General features: G+C 38.1%; 24 protein-coding genes, 1 tRNA gene and 1 rRNA gene. 12 read left to right on the top strand and 14 right to left on the bottom strand.

Translation table 11 applies throughout. From position 1 onward, the window contains the following. The first annotated feature begins 129 nt into the window (after window positions 1-129). A tRNA-Ser gene (locus I6E72_RS19200) sits at window positions 130-222 on the top strand. A 307-nt stretch (window positions 223-529) separates the two neighbouring features. After that, entirely contained in the window at window positions 530-1,018 is a 489-nt protein-coding gene (locus I6E72_RS19195; protein ID WP_007579794.1) for a DUF4124 domain-containing protein, read from the top strand. Here the strand turns inward: I6E72_RS19195 and I6E72_RS19190 are convergent. Both I6E72_RS19190 and I6E72_RS19185 read right to left on the bottom strand, forming a co-directional pair. Next, the gene (locus I6E72_RS19190) at window positions 1,002-2,126 is read right to left on the bottom strand and encodes an aminotransferase class V-fold PLP-dependent enzyme (protein WP_197113834.1); all 1,125 of its coding nucleotides are present in this window, start codon (window positions 2,124-2,126) and stop codon (window positions 1,002-1,004) included. The genes I6E72_RS19195 and I6E72_RS19190 overlap by 17 nt on opposite strands. A gap of 1 nt (window position 2,127) precedes the next feature. After that, window positions 2,128-3,297, bottom strand: a complete 1,170-nt coding sequence (locus tag I6E72_RS19185) for a PrnB family protein (RefSeq protein WP_024589494.1) — start codon at window positions 3,295-3,297, stop codon at window positions 2,128-2,130. A 136-nt stretch (window positions 3,298-3,433) separates the two neighbouring features. On the opposite strand from I6E72_RS19185, the gene I6E72_RS19180 reads away from it, so the two are divergent. The 4 genes from I6E72_RS19180 to I6E72_RS19165 all read left to right on the top strand — a co-directional run bounded on the left by I6E72_RS19180 (window position 3,434) and on the right by I6E72_RS19165 (window position 9,218). Continuing rightward, window positions 3,434-3,889, top strand: coding sequence for an Lrp/AsnC family transcriptional regulator (locus tag I6E72_RS19180; protein ID WP_007579788.1), 456 nt, complete (start codon window positions 3,434-3,436; stop codon window positions 3,887-3,889). A gap of 72 nt (window positions 3,890-3,961) precedes the next feature. After that, a complete protein-coding gene (locus I6E72_RS19175) occupies window positions 3,962-6,682 on the top strand; it encodes an ATP-binding protein (RefSeq protein WP_101216217.1) in 2,721 nt (906 codons plus the stop codon). Then, window positions 6,672-8,072, top strand: coding sequence for an alpha/beta hydrolase (locus I6E72_RS19170; RefSeq protein WP_197113832.1), 1,401 nt, complete (start codon window positions 6,672-6,674; stop codon window positions 8,070-8,072). The genes I6E72_RS19175 and I6E72_RS19170 overlap by 11 nt, the downstream gene beginning before the upstream one ends. Window positions 8,073-8,078: 6 nt before the next feature. Next, entirely contained in the window at window positions 8,079-9,218 is a 1,140-nt protein-coding gene (locus tag I6E72_RS19165; protein ID WP_197113830.1) for a GNAT family N-acetyltransferase, read from the top strand. Here I6E72_RS19165 and I6E72_RS19160 read toward each other — a convergent pair. After that, window positions 9,195-9,785 carry a DUF938 domain-containing protein gene (locus tag I6E72_RS19160; RefSeq protein WP_197113828.1) on the bottom strand — a complete coding sequence of 197 codons (591 nt, stop codon included), beginning with the start codon at window positions 9,783-9,785 and terminating at the stop codon, window positions 9,195-9,197. The genes I6E72_RS19165 and I6E72_RS19160 overlap by 24 nt on opposite strands. Window positions 9,786-9,985: 200 nt before the next feature. On the opposite strand from I6E72_RS19160, the gene I6E72_RS19155 reads away from it, so the two are divergent. From I6E72_RS19155 to I6E72_RS19135, 5 genes are all read left to right on the top strand, one after another. Continuing rightward, a complete protein-coding gene (locus I6E72_RS19155; RefSeq protein ID WP_010554833.1) occupies window positions 9,986-10,171 on the top strand; it encodes a hypothetical protein in 186 nt (61 codons plus the stop codon). A gap of 101 nt (window positions 10,172-10,272) precedes the next feature. After that, window positions 10,273-10,638, top strand: coding sequence for a hypothetical protein (locus I6E72_RS19150; RefSeq protein ID WP_231609258.1), 366 nt, complete (start codon window positions 10,273-10,275; stop codon window positions 10,636-10,638). A gap of 11 nt (window positions 10,639-10,649) precedes the next feature. Next, window positions 10,650-12,026: a class II fumarate hydratase gene (locus tag I6E72_RS19145; protein ID WP_197113826.1), complete on the top strand. Its 1,377-nt coding sequence runs from the start codon at window positions 10,650-10,652 to the stop codon at window positions 12,024-12,026. 109 nt (window positions 12,027-12,135) lie between these two features. After that, a complete protein-coding gene (locus tag I6E72_RS19140; RefSeq protein WP_197113824.1) occupies window positions 12,136-12,669 on the top strand; it encodes a hypothetical protein in 534 nt (177 codons plus the stop codon). Between the two features lie 10 nt (window positions 12,670-12,679). After that, window positions 12,680-13,081 (top strand): hypothetical protein, encoded by a 402-nt coding sequence (locus I6E72_RS19135; protein WP_024599672.1) that lies wholly within the window; start codon window positions 12,680-12,682, stop codon window positions 13,079-13,081. 23 nt (window positions 13,082-13,104) lie between these two features. Here the strand turns inward: I6E72_RS19135 and I6E72_RS19130 are convergent, their stop codons facing one another. The 8 genes from I6E72_RS19130 to I6E72_RS19095 form a co-directional block, all read right to left on the bottom strand. After that, a complete protein-coding gene (locus tag I6E72_RS19130) occupies window positions 13,105-13,290 on the bottom strand; it encodes a hypothetical protein (RefSeq protein ID WP_024592231.1) in 186 nt (61 codons plus the stop codon). Window positions 13,291-13,305: 15 nt separating this feature from the next. Then, a complete protein-coding gene (locus tag I6E72_RS19125) occupies window positions 13,306-13,632 on the bottom strand; it encodes a hypothetical protein (RefSeq protein WP_010554828.1) in 327 nt (108 codons plus the stop codon). Next, complete coding sequence (locus I6E72_RS19120; protein WP_010554827.1) at window positions 13,629-14,267, bottom strand: DUF4178 domain-containing protein; 639 nt, start codon at window positions 14,265-14,267, stop codon at window positions 13,629-13,631. Before I6E72_RS19120 ends, I6E72_RS19125 begins: the two co-directional genes overlap by 4 nt. Window positions 14,268-14,341: 74 nt before the next feature. Beyond that, entirely contained in the window at window positions 14,342-15,034 is a 693-nt protein-coding gene (locus I6E72_RS19115; RefSeq protein WP_004335088.1) for a PspA/IM30 family protein, read from the bottom strand. A 24-nt stretch (window positions 15,035-15,058) separates the two neighbouring features. Next, entirely contained in the window at window positions 15,059-15,472 is a 414-nt protein-coding gene (locus I6E72_RS19110; RefSeq protein ID WP_008170558.1) for a YjfI family protein, read from the bottom strand. A gap of 79 nt (window positions 15,473-15,551) precedes the next feature. Next, the gene (locus I6E72_RS19105) at window positions 15,552-17,273 is read right to left on the bottom strand and encodes a polyamine aminopropyltransferase (RefSeq protein WP_197113822.1); all 1,722 of its coding nucleotides are present in this window, start codon (window positions 17,271-17,273) and stop codon (window positions 15,552-15,554) included. Window positions 17,274-17,276: 3 nt separating this feature from the next. Then, window positions 17,277-18,176: a DUF350 domain-containing protein gene (locus I6E72_RS19100; RefSeq protein ID WP_024589503.1), complete on the bottom strand. Its 900-nt coding sequence runs from the start codon at window positions 18,174-18,176 to the stop codon at window positions 17,277-17,279. A gap of 26 nt (window positions 18,177-18,202) precedes the next feature. After that, the gene (locus tag I6E72_RS19095) at window positions 18,203-19,135 is read right to left on the bottom strand and encodes a hypothetical protein (RefSeq protein WP_007579759.1); all 933 of its coding nucleotides are present in this window, start codon (window positions 19,133-19,135) and stop codon (window positions 18,203-18,205) included. A gap of 362 nt (window positions 19,136-19,497) precedes the next feature. On the opposite strand from I6E72_RS19095, the gene I6E72_RS19090 reads away from it, so the two are divergent. Beyond that, complete coding sequence (locus I6E72_RS19090) at window positions 19,498-21,492, top strand: putative bifunctional diguanylate cyclase/phosphodiesterase (protein ID WP_231620593.1); 1,995 nt, start codon at window positions 19,498-19,500, stop codon at window positions 21,490-21,492. 27 nt (window positions 21,493-21,519) lie between these two features. Here the strand turns inward: I6E72_RS19090 and I6E72_RS19085 are convergent, their stop codons facing one another. The 3 genes from I6E72_RS19085 to rrf all read right to left on the bottom strand — a co-directional run bounded on the left by I6E72_RS19085 (window position 21,520) and on the right by rrf (window position 24,198). After that, window positions 21,520-21,981 carry a hypothetical protein gene (locus I6E72_RS19085; RefSeq protein WP_007579756.1) on the bottom strand — a complete coding sequence of 154 codons (462 nt, stop codon included), beginning with the start codon at window positions 21,979-21,981 and terminating at the stop codon, window positions 21,520-21,522. Beyond that, on the bottom strand, window positions 21,981-23,174 hold the full coding sequence (locus tag I6E72_RS19080; protein ID WP_197113817.1) for a porin: 1,194 nt from the start codon (window positions 23,172-23,174) through the stop codon (window positions 21,981-21,983). The genes I6E72_RS19085 and I6E72_RS19080 overlap by 1 nt, the downstream gene beginning before the upstream one ends. A gap of 909 nt (window positions 23,175-24,083) precedes the next feature. Then, window positions 24,084-24,198 (bottom strand): 5S ribosomal RNA (rrf, locus tag I6E72_RS19075). Window positions 24,199-24,293: the final 95 nt, after the last annotated feature.

Below are 24,293 nucleotides of genomic sequence, written 5' to 3'. Positions count from 1 at the left end.
GTGGTCGAATGCACCGGTCTTGAAAACCGGCATGGGTTTATAGCCCATCTAGGGTTCAAATCCCTATCTCTCCACCATATTTTAATTGGTGGCTTTTTTTACTTCCATCAATACAAACGGTTATGCGTTGGAGAGGTGTCCGAGTGGCCGAAGGAGCTCCCCTGCTAAGGGAGTATAGAGTTTGTAGCTCTATCGAGGGTTCGAATCCCTCCCTCTCCACCATACTTAATTTAAACCACTTGATTGTGGTTTTTTTGTGCCTAAAATTTAACACCGATACTAAATTGGGAGGGTGAGAACCCTCGACAGGGTTCGACAAAATGTCTGGAACATTTTAGGCCGCTGCAAGCGTCGCGTAGCGATTGATTATATGGATGTAAGCAAATCTATCCCTCCCTCTGGACCATACTTAATTTAAACCACTTAATTGTGGTTTTTTTGTACCTAAAAATTATAAAAACTAAACAAATTGTGCCTAGTAATAACTTAGGGCATTATTAACACAACTTTAGCCACTTTAGGTTTAGCTATGATCCGGTTCATATTGCTATCAGTTTGCGCGGCAGCACCATTTTTTACCTTGGCACAAAGTACAACAGTGTATAAGTGTGTAATTAAGGGCGTTCCTACCTTTAGCCAAACGCCTTGCGCTAAAGATGCACAAGTTATTACTCTTAAAGATATAAACGTAATTGAAGCATACAAAAGCTCTACGCCCGGTAAAGGTATTACCGACACCTCTGTGGATGACTACTTAGAAGTTCAACAAATAGAACGAGAAATAAAGCGCCTTGAGCTATCTATTGCACAAAGCCAAAAAGAATACGCAGCTAAAAAACAGCAGATAGATTACATGACTCAAGATAAAGCCAATCGTTTAGGCGCTTCGTCTATTGCTGATGCTATCGCAACTAAAACAAATTCGTTAAAGCAAGCTTACGACGCATCAATTAATCAAACGCAGCAAAAAATAGAGTCATTAAAACAAAGAAAGCAGCAGCTTAGCCAAAACCCTTAAGCGCTCGTTTTACTATCGAAATAAACTGCTCAACGTCTTCTTGAGTATTATAAATATGTGGCGATACTCGTATCCCAAATTTACGAGCATCTACACTGACTTTCGCTTTATTAAGCCCTGTAAGTACATGGTCTTGCTGCTTGTTAAAAAACAAAATAACAGTCCCGCTGCATTTATCACTACTCATAGGTGATGCAACATATTTGCCTAGTTGCTCATGAATAAGCGTAAGCATAGCTAAATTATGATCCCTTACCTTGTGAGCAGTTAGCTCTGCAAAGTAAGCAATGCTATTTGCGGCAATAATATAAGGCGCTACAGAGGGAGTGCCCCCCCAAAATTTGAGCGCACTGGCGTTATATTCAAAGTGGTTTATATTGAACTCAAATGGATTTTGATGCGAAAACCAACCCACATCTTTAGGCTCACAATACTCTATTTGGTTTTTGTTAACCCATAAATAAGCTGCACCTGGGCCACCACATAACCATTTAACGCTCGAGCCAATCATAAAGTCAGCATCGAGTACGCTTAAATCAAGGGGTATAACACCCGCTGATTGAGCAACATCAATTATTGACAAGCTATTGGTTAATTTACTTATAGCTACAATATCGTATACAGGCGCCTGTACACCTGTATTTGAATACACATGGCTTATAAAAACTAAATCGATATCACAAGTTATATAACGCTGCCAAACACTAATATCAGTTAGGTTTTCGTGCTCTGGTATAAACATAATTTGTGCGCACTCTGGTAATGCTTTTTGCATTGCAAAACCCATGCTCGGAAAATCACTTTGCGCCATAAGCACTTTACAATTTTTTTGCTGTAGCCGTGGATGCGACATAAGCAACTTTGTTAAGCCGCTTGATAAATTAACCTGAGGACAAAACTGCGAACTAGGCGCATTAAATAACTTACCAAGCGCGGTAGTAAATTGCTCAACTGCGGGCAGCCATTGTTGCCAAGGTTCTTGATTTGAGCTCTCCCACGGTAAAAAATAGTGCTGTGCTAAATATTGCTGCGTATTTTTAAGAGGACGCCCTACCGAGTGGTTTAGTAAATAACAGCCATCAGCCATACAAAAATCATTTTTAAGCATGCTATTTAACCCATTTTTTAAGTGTATTTAGATCGTCAAAACGTGTTTTTATATCGTCGCGTTTTGCGCTGGCTCGCCTATCTCTTAATTTTTCGAGCGAATCAAGCAACACATGAAGCGGCGGACCACTTGCTGTTACCTTGCTCATATGCTGCTGTTGCATATTTTTTGAAGGCTGAGCAATAAACTTTTCAACCAGTTGATTATGATGACCGACTGCGGTGTCACCATGTAATTTACACACTTGGATAAATAACGTTGCGTGGCTTTTAAACCAATCTGTATTTTTATATTGCTCTGCTTGTAAAAAGTCATCCATAAAGCTTTGCATACGCATGGCTTCTCGCAGGATTTGTTGATCCTCTGGCATCATATATAAAAACTTATCCACCAGCATTTGCGAGTAACTAGGCTCATTTGCGCTACAAAGCCCTAGTAACATATCAATCACGTTAATACCTGCAAAGTCACCAGCATTTGCACCTCTGTAAACCTCTTTACCTACACGGTACGGTTTATAATAAGGGCGAACGCAGTTAAAAAAGCGATCTGTATCGAGCTCAGAATAAAGTGCATTGTTTGACTCAATTACATCTATAAGTGCTTGTTTGGCTACTTTTAATAACTCACCACACAGGGGGTGTGAGATACCTAACGGCAATATTTTTAATAAAGCATCACTTGCACGTTTATAGGCCAAAATACCTTGGGTGTTGTAATCAAGAAATAGCTTTTCGTCGGGTAAATTGGTAAATCGTTTATAAATACCGTTAAGTGCTTTGTTATGAGTAGTTAAGTGGGCGGTAGCAAAACGAGGGGTTACGCCAATGGATGCGCCTATATGCATAGCAAGCGCTGAGGCTTCTATTAGTGGGGAAGTAGTTTCTCTGCTTGGCTCAGTAATTTCATGGCGCCTACACGCCGCCATAAACAATCCTACGTTACCGAGTAAGTCAAAAGCGCTATCAAAGCCTTGATCTGTGTTTCCCTCGGCTAATAAATTGCTAATTAATGCGTTGCCTTCTTTTTCTAATTGTTGCTTTAAGGCCTCACCTATTCCTTCTACATTTGCTTTATCGGTTTGCTGCCAATAAAGCTGCTCTAATTCACTATTTAAAGTGACAAACTCTGTTCGTATCCAGTGATCAAAAATAGCGGTATGTGTGTTCATTGTTGTGCTCTATTATTTTTATAGTTAAATGCTAACAGAGTTCAATGAGGGTAAAACGCCAAAAAAATTAGTAAAAATTGCAATACTTAGCAATAATCACTACAAATATAAAAATAATTAATAAAAGCCGACAACTATGTTAGATAAAAAAGATCAGCAATTACTCATTGCACTGCAAAGCCAAGCTCGTATGTCGGTTTCAGACTTGGCCAGCAGTATTAACCTATCGGATACACCTTGCCTAAGGCGTATAAAAAAGTTAGAGCAAGAAAACATTATTACCGGCTACCACGCCGCCATAAATCCTAAAGCACTTAACCTTAATGTGTTGGTATATGCATTCGTACGATTAAGCCAAAACTCGGTAAGTGCTGCAGAGCAATTTGAGCAACATGTAGAAAAATTACCACATGTATTAGAGTGTTGTGTAATATCAGGAAGCTATGATTATTTATTAAAAATCATTGCACATGATCTTGAGAGCTACGAAACATTTGTAAAACATCAACTAGGTAGTTTAAGTTGTATTGCAAATATAGAATCAACAGTCGTGTTAAAGCAGTCATTTAGCAAAAAACAGTTACCATTATAAAAATAACCAAAATAACTTACTGTTAGCTATACTGATATTTCAAAACGATAATAATAATTGCTTGGACCTTATGTGAAAAATTTTAACTCTAAAAATCATTCCATTATTTTTTACATCATGTTTGCTTTAGCATATTTTTTAGTCGGCATAGCACTCACTAAACTTGCTTTTAACTCGCAAATAATTCCAATTTGGTTACCTGCCGGCATAGCTCTAGTCGGTTGTTATATTTGGTGGTGGCGCTTTATCCCGCCTTTATTTGTAGCTGCAATTGCCTTTAACCTTAATATTTTTGACAGTTCAGCTCATGAGCTAGTCCTGGTCGGCAACTCATTCAACGAGGCAATGTATATCGCCTTTGGTGTTGTTATACAGGCAATGGTCGGCGCAGCTCTTTTAAAGTATTGGCTTGGTCACCCGCTGCGCTTTAAAAAGCGCAAGAATATAATTTACTTTATTTTAGTCATAGCCATATTGGTCAGCTTAATTTCAGCTAACTTTGGCGTATTCGCACTGAGTCAATTTAACTCGATTTACAGTATTGATAATCATTGGAATAATGTTATTTACTGGTGGCTTGGCGATACATTAGGGGTATTAATTGCGACTCCGTTTTTACTTTCTTTATTACCACAAAAGTCTAATCAACATACTATATCGGCATTTCCGACAATTGCAGTATGCTCAGTTTTATTTTTATCAGTCGCGGTAACAACACAATTATACGATCAGGAAAATCGTATAAGCACTATTAAAATTGCCGAACGTGAAGTCCACGTTATAGAAAACAGCCTTTATAGATATACAAATCGTAGTATTATTGCAGTGCAGAGCTTAGCAAGTCAGGTTCAATCATCTCCCATGCTGAGCCAGCAAGATTTTTATTCTTATGCTAGTCAGTTACTAACTCAATACGAGTTTATTAACGCTTTATCGTGGAATGCAAAAATACCTCAAGATCAACGCGAAGTCTTTGCTCAAGAAATATCAAGTATTTACCATTTAGATATTGATATAGTTGGCGAACCTCTTGAAATTAACGATCCCCTTGTTATAGTAAAATACATAGCTCCTTTTAATGGTAATCAAAAAGCGATTGGCTTTAATGTATTTTCAAACCCTGATCGAAAAAACTCTCTGCTTAACCCCGCTATAAAGTACATGCCAGTCGGAACTAAAATAATTCAGTTGGTGCAAACCAAACAACCTAAACCAGCCTATTTATTATTTGCTCCTGTGTACTCCCAATATAACGATGAAAAAACAATTAAAGGCTATGCCACTGGTATATTTTTAGTGCGTAGTATTATTGAGCAGGCCATTTCTAAAGAACAGTCTGATATGTTTTCAATTGGTATATACGAAGATACAAACACACCGCCGTTTTATAGTAATTACTCTCAAGATGTTCAGCAAGCCAAAGGCAGCCGTTTAATGTCGTTTGACGTGGACTTTGCAGGGCAAAAATGGATTGTAAAACTAGCCCTTAAAGAAAGCTTTTTAACACAACATAATAGTCAACTAACTCTATTATTGCTCATACTTCAAGTTGCCGTATGTTCTTTAATTTTAATGGTTTTACTGCTGTTTAATCAGCAACAAATTGCACTTACACGTCAAGTTGCAGAGCGTACACACTCACTCGCACAAGCAAAGCAGCAGTCTGATTTAGCTAATCAGGCTAAAAGCCAATTTTTAGCGAATATGAGCCACGAAATACGTACACCATTAAACGCCGTTATTGGTTTTTCTTCACTTGCTCGAGAAACAGACAGTGCAAGTACACTCATTGGCTATTTAGATAAAATAAACTCATCATCTAAAAGTTTATTAAACTTAATTAATGACATTCTTGATATATCAAAAATAGAATCCCAAAAGTTAGTTATTGAATCTATTGCATTCGACTTAGGTGCCTTAATAACACGCATAGACAATATGTTTGAACAAAGCGCAGTTAACAAAGGTATTAACTGGCAAGTTAACTCAAAGCTACCTTTAGATACCTGGTTTATTGGTGATCCTATGCGAATTGAGCAGGTATTACTTAATTTATGTAGTAACGCGATTAAATTTACAAGCCAAGGCAGCGTTACTTTAAACATAGAAACAGAGTTTACTGCCGCCAATAAAGTACAGCTTGTGATAAACGTTAGTGATACCGGAATAGGTATAAAACCAAGCCAGCATAAAAAATTATTTAACGCATTTACCCAAGCTGATAGTTCTACCTCAAGGCAGTTTGGCGGTACAGGGCTTGGCTTAACAATAGCAAAAGAGCTAAGCCAATTAATGGGGGGAGAAATAGCCCTTAAAAGTGAAATAGATAAAGGCTCTACTTTTACATTTTCAATACGATTAGAAACAACAGAGCCTAAAAAAGAACATGTTATTACATTTGATAATACTAATATTACTTCGCTAGACATTTTGGTCGCAGAGGATAACCCAGTAAATCAAATGGTTATTAAAGCGATGCTTGGCTCGTTAGGGATTGTGCCGTATATAGTAGAAAACGGTGAGTTGGCGGTCGATATAGTGAAAAAACAACATTTTGATTTAGTCCTTATGGATTGCCAAATGCCTATAATGGATGGCTATAGAGCAACGGCACTGATCCGCCAGTTTAAAACCGAACAAGAACTCCCTATTATTGCTTTAACTGCCGACGTAATGCCAGAGGATAAAGCACATGCACAAGCAGTTGGATTTAATCAACATCTTGCAAAACCGCTTGAACTCATTAAGCTAACCGAGTGTCTTGTCCAATATGCAGAAGTTAATGAACAATAGTGGTTTAATTTTAAGAATAGTTTTTAGAGTATTTTTAAAAGTAGCTTTTGGTTTAGTTTTGAGTGTTTTTTCTCATACAGCTGTCGCTCAAAACTGTATATCGCAGGCGAGCGACTTTAAATTTATAACAAAAAGTAAGCAACAAGGCTTATTACGCTTTGAAAATGAGCACAACCACCAGCGCTTTAATTACCACGCCCTTTTACCATTTAACGATTACTTAGATTTTGCATATAAACATATAAATAAAGCCAATCCACGTGCAAATATGCCATGCCCTGTTATTACACAAACCTATCAGCAATTAGTAACACAAGGTACGCGAAAACCTGACCCTACTATTGCAGATATTATTGCTCCTTTTGAGCTCACGCATCCAAACAGTAATAAAGTTGCACTACTAATCCACGGGCTAACTGATTCACCCTTTACGTATCACGATTTAGCACAAGTGTATTATCAGCAAGGCTATACTGTGCGTACTATTTTATTACCAGGACATGGAAGCGCCGCAAGTGCTTTACTCAATGTAGACGTTAGCCAATGGCAACAAGCAATAAAATACGGTATTGAACGCTCGGTGCAAGACTTTGATGAGGTGATACTCGCAGGTTACTCTACCGGTGCAGCGTTACTTATTGATTACGCAACCAAACACACTGTTTCGCCAAAAATTAAAGCGCTTATGCTTTATTCGCCCGGCTCTGAGCCACATAATAAGTACGGCTGGATAGCAAAGTGGATTGATGCCATACCCTTTGTTAATTGGATTGATAAAGACGCCGATGTAGACTTTGCTAAGTATGAGTCATTTCCTTTAAATGCAGCTGCCGCTTCGTACGATGCAATGTCACTTGCAAGTATTAGTAGCTTAAACAAACGCCCTGCACTTAAATTGCCTATTTTTAGTGTACTTAGCGATATTGATACCACGATAGATACGCGTGCCACGCTAAAGTTATTGAGTGCATTACACAAAGGTAATTCAATCAAATATAAGCCTCTCGATACTTTAGTACTTTATGGAAGTACTGATATTTTACCGACGGGATTTGCTAGTGACTACACAGTAAATAATCCGCAATGCACAACACCTCAATGTAAAAAGGTTCATGGTATGTCGCATATTGCTGTTGTTAACTCACCGCAAAATCCACATTATGGAATTAACGCCACTTATCGCAATTGTGGCAGCTTTATTAACGATGAGTCCCTGTATGAAACATGTAAAACAACTAAAAAACCACAACTAGGAGAGCGTACAAGCGCCAACTTAAAACACTATCCGGCTTTACAGCGCTTAACTTATAATCCTCATTTTACCGAGCTTAAAATGCAAATTAGTACGTTTATTAAAAACGTAGAACAGCTTAGAACAACTACAAGGTAAGTAGTCATGGGAACGTTTTCGCACCAATGGTTTAGCAGTATTAATGAGATTGATCAGGCGCAGTGGCAACGTTTATTTGGTGATGAACCATTTACTCAACATGCTTTTTTATATGCCCTTGAACAAAGCCAATGCGTAACACAAAAAAGCGGTTGGCAGCCCCATCACCTCGCTATTTTTGAAAGTGATACGCTCGTTGCACTTGCACCCGGGTATTTAAAAAGTCATTCATACGGCGAGTATGTATTTGACTGGGCATGGGCTGAGGCATACGAAAAACACGGTTTAGAATATTATCCCAAGTGGCTATCTGGCATTCCTTTTAGCCCTATTGAAGGCAAGCGTATTGCTATCGAGCACGCTAATCCAAATGCGGTGTATCAGTACATTACAGAGCAACTGAGCATACACAGTGCTCAGCAAGGATGGTCGGGATGGCATGTTAACTTTTGCGACCAAGCTCAAGCAACATCATTAACTGAGCAACACGCCATGCTAAGAGTGGGTGTGCAGTTTCAGTGGTTTAATAAAGGTTTTGAAACCTTTGACGACTTTTTGCAAATACTTAGCTCCCGCAAACGTAAGTCCCTTAAAAAAGAGCGAGCTAAAATAGCGCAACAGAACATTGATATTGAATGGCTGCAAGGAACGCAAATTACGCCCGAGATAATGCAATTGTTTTGTGAGTTTTATCAGCGTACCTACTTAAAGCGCTCTGGTCATTTGGGCTATTTAAATATGGAGTTTTTTACGCTTTTACATGCCTTAATGGCTAACAGTCTCGTTATTATGCTGGCCAAAAAAGACGACAACGTGATTGCTGCAACACTTAGTTTAGTAGGTAAAAATACGCTTTATGGGCGTTACTGGGGAGCGAGCGAAGAAGTAGATTCGCTGCACTTTGAATTGTGTTATTACCAAGGTATTGAGTTTGCAATAAAGCATAAACTCAACTGTTTTCATTCGGGTGCACAAGGTGAGCACAAAATAGCACGCGGATTTGAACCCGTGCTTACCTACTCTGCTCACCATATTGTTGATGGCGACTTCAGTAATGCAATAAGCGACTACTTAAAGCGTGAACGCGGCCATATTGATATATATAAAGAGCAATGTAGCTCATTACTGCCGTTTAAAAATGAGTAACTGATTATTTGCAGGCATGGCTGTATCGCTAATAAGCGTAAGCCCTGCTTGCTTAGCTAGTTGTTCAACTGCTTCAAAATCTCTTATTCCACTTGACGGATCGCGCTCTTTTAAAAAGGCACTAAAGTCATCATTACTTGGGCTGGTAAATTCACCTTCGTATTTGAATGGCCCATAAATACACAACATACCGTCGCTATTTAAGTGGCGTTTAACACCGTCAAAAAAACGCTCAACTAATTGCCAACTTACAATATGAAATGTGTTTGCAGTATAAATAGCGTCAACTTTATCTATTGGCCACTCATTATTTAAATCAAGCTCAAGTGGTGCATGTAAATTAGTTGAATTAGCTTCGCGGTGCCATAAATTAATCCCTTCGTGGTTTATAGCACGATCACTTGTATGCCATTGTAAATGTGGTAACTGCTCTGCAAAAAAAACACTATGCTGGCCGGTTCCTGAGCCAACTTCGAGTACTGTTTTAGTATTTTTTAATACGTCCTTTAATTGCTCTAAAATAGGGGTTTTATTGTTTTCACAGGCTTGTGAAAATGGCTTTATCATTACTGTGCACCAAAATTGTAGATTAATGCACAACAGTAAAGCAAATTTAGCTTATTTTGTCGTGATGAAAAAAAGATAATTTTTAAACACTATAACTATCATATGGTTGAGTTACTTTATTATGATTGGTACGTAATATGCTTTTATATAACTAACCCACTAAAGGGTTTAACTTATATTAAATTTCAAAGGATAAAATTATGCATATACCCCCTTATACCGCTGTAGACGCAGCTATTGCTATAACCGAAAAAACCACCGACGATCATAGTTACGCCGTTGATATGAGAGCTACAGTAATCGATTTACTTTCGCACCCTAAACATAATCAACAGGCGATGACCAAACATGAAACAGATCAGATATTTATTCTTGGCTACAATTAATACTCAAATTAGTATCGCAAATAATTTTTATAATAACTGTTTACACTGAAACCGATTAAATGTAATGATAACTATTATCGTTAACTCAAGTCGGTTTTTTTATGTCTTCAAATTATGCCCAGCATCGTTACCATCAAGAACTCTCTTGCCATTGCTTAAGACCTGGCCTGCATGCACCCATGCTCGTTGCCGATTACATAGAAACCGCCCTTAACGTCGCCAAAAAATTTGAGCAACAACGTAATCCCTTGCTTCAAGAGTTTTATCTTAGACGCACACACCATGAAATTATGAACAAAATGTGCGACCCTCTTATACATAATGCTATTCGTAAACAATGTTTAGAGCAGTTATACAAACCTTTATTAGCACTAAAACGGTTTTATAAAGTGCATAACAATACTGCACAATTTTTAATACTTGAGCGTGAAGCTCGTATTCTTAGTCACGAATTCAACCCTTTTTAAGGAGCACACTTATGAGCAACTTTAGAACAGAATCAGACAGCATGGGCGAGCTACAAGTACCTACTGATGCGCTCTATCAGGCGCAAACACAACGAGCAGTTAATAACTTTGCCATTAGTGGCTTATCTATGCCAAAGCAATTTATAACTGCACTGGCTTATATAAAACAAGCCGCTGCACAAAGTAACTGTGAGCTAGGCCATTTAAGCAAAGCTAAAGCCGATGCAATTGAGCAAGCTTGTCAAAGTATTATTGATGGCGAGCATGTTGAGCATTTCCCCGTTGATATTTTTCAAACAGGTTCTGGCACAAGCTCAAATATGAATGCCAATGAAGTTATTGCAACGCTTGCTAGCCGGATAGGCAACGAAAGCATTCACCCTAATGATGATGTAAACATGGGGCAAAGCTCTAACGATGTAGTCCCTACTGCTATCGCACTCAGTAGCGCAATAAATGTAGTGTACGAATTACTTCCTTCGCTTGAAAATTTATCGCAAAGCCTGGAAAAGAAAAAAGCTGAAGTAGGCCATATAGTTAAAACGGGCCGTACGCATTTAATGGATGCAATGCCTGTAACGTTTGATCAAACACTCAGTGCATGGCAGTCACAAGTTAATCATGCCGCAGCAGGAATTAGACATAGCTTAGAGCGTGTATGCGAACTTGCACAAGGCGGTACAGCTGTTGGAACAGGAATAAATGCAGACCCTAAGTTTGCAGCCAAATTTGCAGAAAATCTGAGTGCCAATGTAGGCATTAGATTTACGCCCAGTAGTAACTTTTTTTATAACATAGGCTCACAAGACGCCATCGTCGCGCTTTCAGGGCAATTAAAAGTACTCGCTGTCGCACAAATGAAAATAGCGAACGACTTACGCTGGATGAACTCAGGCCCACTTGCAGGTTTAGGTGAAATAGAGCTTGAAGCGCTTCAACCAGGTTCATCTATTATGCCTGGCAAAGTAAATCCTGTTATACCTGAAGCAGCCGCAATGGTAAGTGCACAAGTAATAGGTAACGACGCCACTATTACGGTAGCCGGCCAGGCGGGTAATTTTGAGCTGAATGTGATGCTGCCAGTCATTGCGTATAATATTTTACAAAGCATAGAATTACTTGCCAATAGCGCGCAAGCACTGGGCGATAAAGCGATTGCTAGTTTTAAAGTAAATCAGCCAAATATAGATAAGGCGCTCGCTAAAAACCCAATTTTGGTAACTGCGCTTAATCCGGTGATCGGTTATGAAAAAGCAGCAAAAATAGCGAAGCAGGCTTATAAAGAAGCCCGCCCTATTATTGATGTAGCCGAACAAGAAACTGATTTACCTCGCGAAGAACTCGAAAAATTACTCAACCCTACCAAACTAACGCAGGGCGGACTTTAACAGAACAATTTTTTAGTGCCTTTAATTACTTGATAATATAGTTTTTATTGCCGTAAAAAATGCACAGTGTATGATAGTGATGAATATTTCATCACTATCAAGGTTTTTTATGCGTACCCCATTGTTAGCCATACTTTTACCACTGTGTTTAACTGCATGTTTGGATAAAGAACCCGCTAAAACACAGCAAGTAACAATCACCTCAGAAGCTGAAGCACCAAAGCAAGAGCTACAAAAGCTAGAAGAAAACACTCAATTACAAGAAAATAAAAAAAATAGTGTGGTTGCTGAAAAAATACCAAAAGCTGATTTGAAAAACGTTTCAATAGGCGATATAAAAACAGCTAAAACCGAATTAAATACACTAATTGCAGATAAACAGTGTGATACCAGCACCCAATGTAGAGTAAATGCAGTAGGTAGTCGCGCATGTGGTGGGCCAAGCAGCTTTGTTGTGTACTCAACAAACGCAGCATCTGAAGATCAAGTAACAGCCCTTAGCGACAAAATTACTAAGCTTGAAAGTAGATATAATTCACAAAAAGGGATGATGAGCATTTGTCAGCATTTAACAACGCCAAGCACGCAGTGTGTTGAAAATAAATGTGTTAAACTTGAAGGCTCAGCGGTAAGTGCATTTTAAGGATAACGTTATGAGTTGTTTACCATCAACAGTTAAACTGTCAATTATAAGCATTGCTAGCAGCATTTTATTACTAAGTGGTTGTGCTAGCACTGTGACGTCAAATGAGCAAAGTAAAAACTTGTCTGACTTGAACTATGATCTGAATAACATGGTGAGTAATAATAGCTGCACCGCTAGCTTTCAGTGCAAAGTCCTTGAAGTCGGCGCACGTGCTTGTGGCGGACCCAGTAAATATGCTGTTTATTCAACGCTAAACACCTCTCAAGAAGAAGCGGAACAGCTTGCTCAACAAATAACAAAACAAGAAAGCATACAAAATAAAGCACAAGGCTTAACTGATTGTTCTCCTGTACTTGAAGTGCAATCGCTGTGTATTAATCAGCAGTGTCAGTCGTTTGATATAAAATAAAAACGGCCACCTTAACTTCAGCGTTAACTTAAATATGGAATTAACGCTGAAATTACTACCACCAATACCACGCAAATACCCGCTTTAATAATGTATTTCATGGGCATTGTTTTAAGCACCCAATATGCATAAATAAAACGCACAAAATAACTCGCCGCAGTACCAAACAACGCAAAAATAATTAAGTAAGCAATTAAAACAATATTCATAAAAACCTAATTAAATTATTTCACTTTTTTATTTTTAGTGTGAGCTATTAATAAATCAGCTACTTGTTGCTTTACGGCTCGCTTATCATCGCTTTGTACATCAAAGCGACTGGCTAGTTGCGCTATTTCATCATCATTTAAGTTAAACGATAAACGTTGACGCGTTTTTTTAGACTTTACGTCTAAGCCAAGTATTTTTCGGATCATATCTGACGGCGTTAGCTCTTGATCAATTGCCTGCTTTTTTATCAGCTTTTGAACTTCGCTGCTTAGATCGAATGCCATTTGTGTGGCACGTACAGCTTGTTCCTGACGTAACCACTTATCTTTAGCATCACTCACTTAGCATCTCCGGGAAACAAGTCTACAATGTCTGACATTGGACGCATGAGCGTTAGCGATACTTCGGTTTCGCCGCCATCCCAAATTTCGATATTTAAACCAAAGCCTTCATTATCTGACGCTAAGCAAATCATTTCACATGGCTCGCCACCTTCTTGCTCATAACGAGGTAATGCTTGGTTGCGGTAGTCTTTATTATGGAAATAACACACATAAGGCGACTCGCTTTGTTGATAGCTTTTAGCTAAAAACTGCATAAAGCGCTCTGGTGTATTTTGCACTGTAATGTGGGTTAACGACTCTTCATCAAAAATACGCGCAAACTCATCAAGGCTAAATATTTCTTCAACTTCGTTTCGCTGAATTTTAATAGAAAAGTTAGCCCACTCTTCGCCGTCATCTTGCTCAATTTGTAAAAATACAACTTGGCCGCTATTTGTCTCAAGTACAAATTCAGTATCACTACTGTGCTGATATTGGTAAGTCTGAATATCAGTAACACGTAACGTTTCACCCTTTAACCATGCAGGATAGGCAAATGAGTCAATAACGCTAAACATGTCGCCTTTTTTAAGATCGCTCGGATGATTAAGTTGACGTTCTGGCTCTTTTTTAGATTTGAAAAAATTAAACATAGGAAGGCTGCCTTTTAAGCAAAAAAGGTAACTGAGAAAAACTCGGTTACCTTTTTAAAGTATAAACGTAATGGTTAGCTATTTTGTTTCGCTTTGATGCGAGCTAAAATATCAGCGCTTTTTGGACTTGTGTCGCCAATGCCTGCTTCAGCCATTTTTGCTTTTAAGTCATCGCCATTTACGTCTGACTCAAGTTGCTTTGCAGCACCAAGCTGGTCACTTCGATCTTGTTGGCGCTGTTTAATGCGTTCAAGCGATTGACGAGCCGATGTCATAGACGAGCTGTTTGTATTAAGCGTGCTATTAACAGCCATTGTTGCTTGCTGTACGCTTTCAGTGGTTTTAACCATTGTAAGCTGACGCTGATTCTCTTTAATCGATTTTTCAGCATCTTTAACTTGCTGCTTAAGCGCAACAATGTGATTGCTAAAGCCAGACAATACTTGCTCGTTTTCAGCTTTTTCAGCTTCAAAGTCACCAATTTTTTCTGCAATTTCTAATGCTAATGCTTCGTTGCCCTTTTCAAGAGCTTGGCCTGCATACGCTTCATGTTCAGCGATTGATGCATCTACAGCGCTAATTTTACGCTTAGTTTGCATTTCTTTGGCCATTACTTCAGTAAGGCTTTTTTTAGCTCGGTGAAGTGCATTTTGCGCGTCTGCAATTTCTTGCTCAAAAATACGGATGCCATTTTTGTCTACAATTGCTTCGCCTGCTTCACGAGCGCCGCCACGTACTGCTGTAAATAATTTTTTTAAAATACTCATAATCTTAACTCCACTAACTAGCTATTAATCGTTTAAATACAAGGTCACGGCTTCTAGTGCATCGATAGCGTTATCGGCTAATGTCACTAGTTCGTGGGTAACGTCATCTAATGATGAATTTACCGACAGTGCACCAAAAATCGCGTATTTGTTATCGATTTTAGCAAATGCACTCAGTGGAATTGGCACGTTTAAACGTAATAATGTTTCGTTTAATTCGTCGCGTAATTCACTTTTAACTTCATCTTCGTCAAACAAGTAGCTAATACATAATAACTGCTCTTGCGTTTGCGTAACAAAAATTGGAAGCTCATCATTTCCATCAACAATGACTTGTAAAACATCTTGCTCGCCTGGGTTGGCAATCAAGAAAGACTCAAAGTTAGCGCCTTCAGTTTCAAAAGAAGCTAATTTTATTGAAAGTTCATTTAATTCCATGTCTCTGCCTTTTGTCGTTTGACATATTATGTCTGAGTTAAGATTCTCATGGCTGACATATTATGTCAACCATGTTTTATTAGTTTTTATACAATTCGCTTTCAATTTGCCATGCAGTTCGGTAGTAATCGTACAACTGACCAGACCCTAACCTATTGACCTCAATACTTTTAACTTGTTCAAAGTAGTGGTTAGGAAATACAAAACTTGCCAATAAATATTCTTTACTAATCCATCTTGATGGCACAGGCATAGCCGTCGCATCATTAATACGGCCACTGGCCGACTGCCCCATTTTAGTCGCTATAGTCCAGCCCCACTGCCCAAAAGAAGGTATGTTTTGCTGATACTGCTCAACATAGCCAAACCCAGCAGCTTTAACTGTTTTAGCAATGCTTAAAAACGCTTTTTTAGCGTGATAAGGTGAGGTTGATTGAACCGCCATTGCGCCATCGGGTGCTAATAGCTGCCGTACATGATTATAAAAGTAGTCACTGTACATTTTATTTAGATCAGGATGATTAGGGTCAGGTAAATCAATTAAAATAGTGTCGAACTGCTTAGATTGGTCAAGTAGCTTTTCTACTTCTAAAAATGCATCACCCACAATTATGTTGGCTCGCGAATCATGCATCGATTTATTGTTTAGCTGTAGTAATCGCTTATTGATGTGCTCTGGCGGCGTAAAGTCACCGTCTTTATGACCAAATAAATTGAGTAGTTGCGCGTCTAAATCTATTAGCGTTACTTCGCTTACAGGCCATTTTAAAACATCTCTAAGTGCAAGCCCGTCACCACCACCAATTATTAATACACGGTCGTGTCTGTTAGAGGCAAGCATTGCAGGGTAAACCAGCATTGAATGATATATTTGCTCATCAATACTTGAGAACTGTAAACGCCCATTTAAATATAAATCGGTAATTGGCTGAGGTTGGTTTTTGCTTAATCTTTCGGTTAAAACTACGTGTTGGTATTTAGTTGCTTGCGAATAAATTACTTTATCTTTGTATAAAACATTACTTAGATTGTTCATCCAGCTACTGCCAAATACTAAAATAAAGCCAAATAATGCCAGTAATACTATATGGCAAACTAAAAGTGCCTTAGCAAAGCGCACATGGGTATGGTAGCGCCATAAAAACACGAGCCCCGCAATGATATTAAATAACGCCGTCCACGCTGCAGCTTGCATTATAGGCATTGAGAGCATGATACTTACCCAAATAGCTGCACCAATACCAGCACCAATATAATCGGCACCATAAATAGTCCCTGCGTTGTTTTCTAAAAAACGGCCATAAACGTGCTGACGAATGCGCGCTATAAGCGGTATTTCCATACCAATAAATAAGCCCAGTATTAAACCAAAAACATAAGGTAGAAAACGTGACCACTCTTGTAGCTTTTGAAATACGTAACCATTAAGTACAACATCAGGGGGTAAATTAAAAATGCTCGAAAATAAATGAGGAAGAGAATAACTAACTGCTATTACACCCGCTATCGCTAAAATGCAGCCCATGCCAACCAAAGCAATAATGCTTTCTAACCAAGCAAAAGCGGTAAATGCATCTTTAAACCAACGCGCTAAAAAAGCGCCTAAGCCCATTGCTACAATCATAGTACCAATCATGGCGTAAATAGCGCTCTCTACTGAGCCAAGTACACGGCCCGCATAATGAGACAGTAAGTATTCATAAATAAGGCCGCACCCAGCAAGCACGGCCATAACAGTAATAAGTAATATATCGTGCCCAAGTAAGCGAGACTTACTTGGGGGGGTGTTGGTTGATGACACTGATTATGCGCCTAGTAATGTTGCCATAGTGATACCTACAGCAAATGATACTGCTGCAGAAATAGTAGCTACACCTACATTTTTTTGACGATTAACTTCATCGGAAATATCGCAACCAGATAAAATTATTTTAATTGTCACTAAGTGCAAAATAATAAATGCAACAAGGCTCACTACTGCGCTAATAGCCCAGTATAGTAAACTCGCATTAATATTATCAGCCGCGTAAGGTGCAACACCCGTTGCTGCTGTAATAGCTAATGCACTACCTACTAAAAATCCAGCGTAACGAATACCCACAGCTAAGTTACCATCAACAATTGCTTGTTGTAGGCAGTCGCCACTTTTATTTGTACGTTTAAATAACTGCACTCGGTACTGGCTAACAAGTAGTAATACAACACTACCTATAATAAAGGCGGCAATTACAATTGGAAGACCATGCCAGCCGTCAGTAGCCACCCATAAAAGAGCTGAGCGAATAACGATAGCAACACTGACAACATGGCCAAAATCAATTATTGAAGCTGTAACGTTACCTTTAACGATTTCGTCGTGCAGGCTTACTTTACGAAGCGCTACTTTATCTTGAAAAAAGTGACCCAACTTAATCAGTACAATTGCTAATGCGCCATAAGCTAACATTTGCAGTGCTTCTTGTTGCAGTGTTGCAGCAAAAGCTCCGCTACTTACACCCGTTAATACAATCGCCAGTGCCACTAAGCCAGCGGCAAAGCTAATCCCAAAAGCAAAGTTATCACGCTCTGTTATTTCATCATTTGCATGTAAGTTTGAAACCCAGCCTTTTATATATTTAAGGCTTACAAATAATAAAACAATAATTGCAAAATCAATCGCCAGCGCTTGCAGTGACCACATAGTTATTCCATTAAATTCATACATATTATTCTAACTCCAACTTTATTCTTTTACTTACCACGGCTCACGCCACGAGAGGTTCTGCTACCGCTATCACGCACCGATCCTGAGCTATTGCTATAACTGCTCGAACGAGAATAACTACTGCGGCTTTTTGCTGGCGTATAACTACTACGGCTTAAACCTGATGCACCTGTTTTTTTACTCGCATAAGGGCTTGTAAACTGCTTACCTTGGCGTTGGTATGTTTGGCGCGTGCGTGTTTCTAAAGCGCTTTGGGTTTTAATTTGTTTAGGGCTTGAATAACGCGAGCGGCCATAGTCATTGTAATAGCTATACTTTCGGCGCTTACTCCAGCTTCCATATTCAACACGATCAAATACATCACCTAAAATACGGTACATTCCGTACCATTGCCAAAAGCTAATACCGTTACTATTTGATTGCCAGTTACCATAGTTAGGGTTACCTACCATTTGGTTACCAACACCCTCACCTTCAGCTTGCTTACTAATTGCGCCTACACGCGCTAAAGTGCCTTTGGACATATCAGCTAGCATATTGATAGGATCGGTTAACGCATCAGAAAATAGCGTAGGTTTAGATGCATCACGTAACAAATCAATGCTATGTAACGTATCTTCGTAAGGAGGAATTAAGTAAGTTCCTTTAATATCTTTAAGTCGCTGTGTTAAGCCACTATAAAGTGCGCCTTGGCGCGTTGCATCAAGGGTAATTACATCAACAACTTTTGTAAGCTCTGGTTGTTGTTTTTTAAGAAGCTCGCCATATTCTTTAAGTAACACAGCATTGCGTACACTTCCATTATCGAGGGCAGTACCAAGCTGAGACAGCTCCGTATCTACCTTTTTAATAGACTCTTGAATTGTTTGTTGCAGCTGCTCTTCTTTCGATTGACAACCCATAAGCACTGCGAACAAACAAAACAGGCTTATAAGTTTCCAAGCTTTAATATTCGACATTCATGTCACCTGATTTACTAAATTAACTCAGGTAGTTTTACACAGGTCACTTATTAAACCAAGAATGAAATTGCAACAAAGTAAGTCAGTACAAAATTAAATAAACAGCTATATTTAGTATATGAATTTAAAAGCATTCTTAATGTTAGATTTTTAGTGCTAAAAAGGGCGAAGTAAGTAACTTTTTTTGTAATTATGGATTGTCTGATTACATAATAATAACTAAAACATAATTAAATGACGGTTAAGGGTTAAATTTGATGCTTCATAGTATTCGGTATAAATTGATTATAATAACAACAGTTTTAATTATATTTAGCGCAAATTTAGTTTTCTTCCTCGCGATTAATGAGCACGAAGATTTGTATCGTCAATCTGTTAAACAAAACTTAGATGCAATGTCTTCAAACATTTCCGATAGTTTATTACGCGTTATGTCTGAGCAAGTTGACTTGTTCTCCATAACTACCGAATTGCTCGGTTTTGATCGATACGAACATATTAAGTTTGTAAATGTATTTGATGCTGACTGGCAGTTAATTCAGTCATACGTGCACCCTAACTATCTATATCTAGAGAACTTCAAACCTGAACTCGTCAGTATTCAACCTAAAGATTTACCTTACGCGGTTACAATAACCAATGAAGGACTAGTTGCCTTAAAGGCAATTGGGGAGGAACAGTTTCCTATTGGGTATTTACTCATTGTACAAGACTTTAAAAAACCATTAGATGAAAGTAAGGTTAGCCTTTTTTACAGTGCAGCACCCTTTGTAGTTTTAATTATTGTACTCACCATTATTATTTCATTTTGGATATATCAGCGTTTATTAAGCCCACTTTTAAAGCTCTCAGAATTCACACAGAAAGTAGAAAAATCAACAAATTATAAGCTTCAATATCAAGTAACTGGACACGATGAAGTATCTCAACTTGGTAATGACATTAATACATTACTACAAACAATTGACTCCCAAGTTCAAACCAATCATAAACACACCGCACAGCTTTTAGTACAAACACATTCAATGGAGCGCCTCGCTAACTATGATATATTAACAGGCCTACCTAACCGCATGTTTTTTATGGAGCTGCTTAAACTTGAGTTAGCTAGTAGTAAAAGTAACGACCAAGACATTGCAATTATGTTTTTTGACGTTGATAGCTTTAAAGGGGTTAACGATACACTTGGCCATGAAACCGGGGATATGCTTTTACAAGCCGTCGCAAATAAAGTGAAAAGCCATCTGCGAAGTAGCGACATAATTGCGCGATTAGGCGGCGATGAGTTTTTAATTATGCTACCTAATATCACTGAGCAGTCTATCGTTATAGATATCGCCGAAAGTATCATTGAGGGTATGAAAGAGCCGTTCACTATAAACGAATGGGACGTACCAGCAGGTATTAGTATTGGTATAGCGAGTGCCAAAGAAGCTAAATTTGATATAAATACGTTCATTAGTAATGCTGATATTGCAATGTACACATCAAAAGAAAAAGGCAAAGGTGCATATACCGTTTTCCATCATAAGATGCTTGAAGATAACAAACGAAAATCGCAAGTCGCTAACTTAATAACTCATGCAATAACACAAAATGAATTTGAGTTATTTTACCAGCTTAAAATGTCGAGTACAGGAGAAGCCAAAGGTTTAGAAGCCTTAATAAGATGGCAAAGTGAAAAGCTAGGCTTTGTTTCTCCTGGTGAGTTTATACCTATTGCGGAACAAGCAGGTAAAATAAAAGCGATTACTCAATGGGTTATCACACAAGTATTTAAAGATATGCAAATGCTAAAACAACTTATGGGGAACAATGTACTCGTCTCCATGAACCTTTCAAGCCATGACTTAAAGGATCATAACTTCATTCATACTGTAAAAAGTAAACTACTTGAACATAGCGTAAATATTTCAAATATTCAGTTTGAAATAACAGAATCAAGCTATTTAGAAAATTTTGAGAACGCTAATAAATTTTTTAATCAAGTTAAAGCTATGGGCGGCTCGATTGCATTAGATGATTTTGGCACTGGTTACTCTTCATTGAGTTATCTTACTAAAATTGAAATTGATACATTAAAAATAGATCGAATGTTTGTAAATCAATATGCAAGCTCAGCAAAAGACACTGCGGTATTACAAGCAATACTCGATTTAGGCCAGCGCCTTGGTTTAAAAATATGTAGCGAAGGGATTGAAACAACCGCTCAAGCTAACTACCTAGTATCACATGGTAGTGATGAAATGCAGGGCTATTATTTTGCAAAGCCAGTGTGCATTGCACAACTACCACAAGCAATTGAACGAGCAGAAACATTATTTAAAGAACTAACAATAACTCAGTGCAATTGATGCTTTTTCTAACTAAACGGCTTACTTTTAATTTAGTGAAATTATGGTGAGCTCTTTAGGTATAGTGATCCCTGCAGGAAGGTAAGCTACTGAGTCCTCAACGGTTAGTAAGTATTCTATAACCTCTTCTGTAGACTCAAATTCAACAGGTGGTTTGCTGCGCCCAGTGAATCGCATTTGGGCCCAATAAGCTTGTATTCTAGATTCAGTAAGACCTACCATCCTAGTATTAAAATTTATTCTAAGCGGATTGCCGACAAATAGGTTAACAGCTTTAAATTGTCTGCTCATAGCTCCACCCATATAAATATGGCGAATTTGTTGCTTACTAAAAGATAAGTTTTGGTCTGTGGTATTTACTACAATAATGACGTTCGAGGACTTTGTATTTTCTGCATAAACTGAAATGCTAATACCAAATAGGCTACTAGCGACTACAAAGAGCATCATAGTTTTTTTAATGTTATTAATAGGTTTAAAAAATATCATTAAAACACCCAATCCAAACCAATAAGATAAAGATTAGTTTTTTTATCAAAATCAGAGTCATCAGGAGTAACAAAAAACGAGTCTTTTACATCGTCGCCTTCTAGCGTTGAAAATTCAGCTTTTAAGGCAAGATTTGGCAACACATCCCAGCGTACACCAACTGTCCAACTCTTAATTGAATCAGGCGTAGATTCATCAAAAATACGATTGTACCCATATGCAAGTTGATCTAAGTCGCTATTAATACCTAACGGAATTTCATTCTCAGCAGAACGAGTTTCAACGTCGCTATCTGCAAATGTTAAGTGATAAGTAAAAGGGGCATAATTAACACCGGCAGTTAAATAATAGCTTTGAATTATAGGCACTATCCCTAGGTCAGTTTTTATGCGGATCCACTCACCTCTAAAAAAATAATCTAAATTATCGTAAATTACACCAAATTGGTCTGCATGTGCTCGACCTTTTGTTTTTACCGAGCTGGCGCTTTTTGTAAAATTAAGGCTATTAAGCACATTTTCTAGCTGTCTTATCTCATCAATATCAAGCTTGATATTCCCATTATAACGGGAAACTCTAAATTCTAAGTTTTCAATATTAATCTTACCAATAAATCCTAAAAGGTTATCAACTTCAAAGCCCGTTCTTAAGGCGCCAATACCTATATCACCCGACTCTTCACCATAGTAACCTTCAAAGCTCACATCAAAATTTTCTGCACCAAATTTATAAACAGCATCTATGCCATTAAACGTTTTAAATAAATAAGTATCATAAACTTGTTGAGGTGGATTGATCCATGGGTACGCAAAACCAACATCCGAAAAGTCACTCATGGTAAAAAAAGGTGTGCGTAATTTTCCGAGTTTTATTTGAATATTATCTGTCGGTCTATATGTTAAATATAACCACTCTAACCCTGAGTTATCGGAAGCTGTTGTGTTATTGCTTCTTAACAAAACTTGAGCTGTTGCAGACCACTTATCATCAAACTGATACTCGCCTTGGAATCCAATTAAACTAGATGGAGAAAATTTAAGACTGTCTTCATATCCCTTATATTCGACATTTTTTTCGTCTAAGTAGCCACCAATAACTCGAGCATAACCAGAAAATTCAAACTCATTAGAAAAAACAGAAAAATGAGTAAGCATAGTGGTAAAAAGTAAGCACCAAGATATTTTATATCGCATCAGAGAAAATTAAATCCTTTGTTGAATTATGCAAAATACAGTGAAGATTAATTATGCTAACGATGAAATAATTCACCTGTTCGGATAATCAATTATTTAATTATTTTAAGTAGCGCATTTTACCGCTATCTAAGTTTAGTTAGCAAAGTCATAACTAGGATTAATCATTATAGTCAATGAATTACATGTTGGAACAATATATGTACTCTATAAAAACATTAAGCATCTAGGTAATACTATTTACATGGAAAAGCACCTCACCCCCCCCTTGAATATTACTGAGATAGAGCTTAATTATACTTATATAGATGCTTATCAACTAAGTAGGGGATCAAACTGATTCTTAATTTATGTCGTTCACTAGGATTGAGTGTTTAATGTGGGTGTTTGATAAGGCGTAACTGATTTAATTATAATCCGATATATGAAAAACCCTCCCAAACTTCACTTTTTTGCAGACGTAAAAAAAGCCCGAATCGTTAAATTTGGGCTGTCTACAATGTGGAGCTTGTGTAATGTCATAGTGCCCACAGCAGTAGAAAGTCACGTAGCAAATGCTGCTGTATTGGCCGACTGAGTTATTGATGGATTTTATTGTGATTTTAGCGTCGGGAGTCGCTACGCCCGCCCTACGTGATGGGTGTTGATGTGAGTGTGCATTAATTACACGTATTTTACTTTTCTGCAGACGTAAAAAAGCCCGAATCGTTAGATTCGGGCTTTCTACAATTTGAAGCCTGGTGATGTCGTAGTGCCCACAGCGGTGGAGAACCACATAGCAAATGCTACACTATCATCGGTCGAAGCTTTGGTTTCACTACTGAGTTCGGCATGAGCTTTTGGCTATTTACTAAATCCCAGATAGCAAAAAACCCGTCACATTGCTGTAACGGGTTTCTACAATTTGAAGCCTGGTAATGTCCTACTTTCACATAGCAAATGCTACACTATCATCGGCGCTGTTTCGTTTCACTACTGAGTTCGGCATGGGATCAGGTGGGTCCAAAACGCTATTGTCACCAAGCAAATTTGGGCGTTAATCCGTATCGCTACGCACTAACTGAATTTGGAAAATATCTGATAATATTTTTTAAGTCTTTCTAAGTAATATCTACTTTA

Source organism: Pseudoalteromonas sp. NSLLW24 (assembly GCF_015864725.1).
Taxonomy (GTDB): Bacteria; Pseudomonadota; Gammaproteobacteria; order Enterobacterales; family Alteromonadaceae; genus Pseudoalteromonas; species Pseudoalteromonas arctica.
This window is presented reverse-complemented; position numbering and strand designations above follow the sequence as displayed.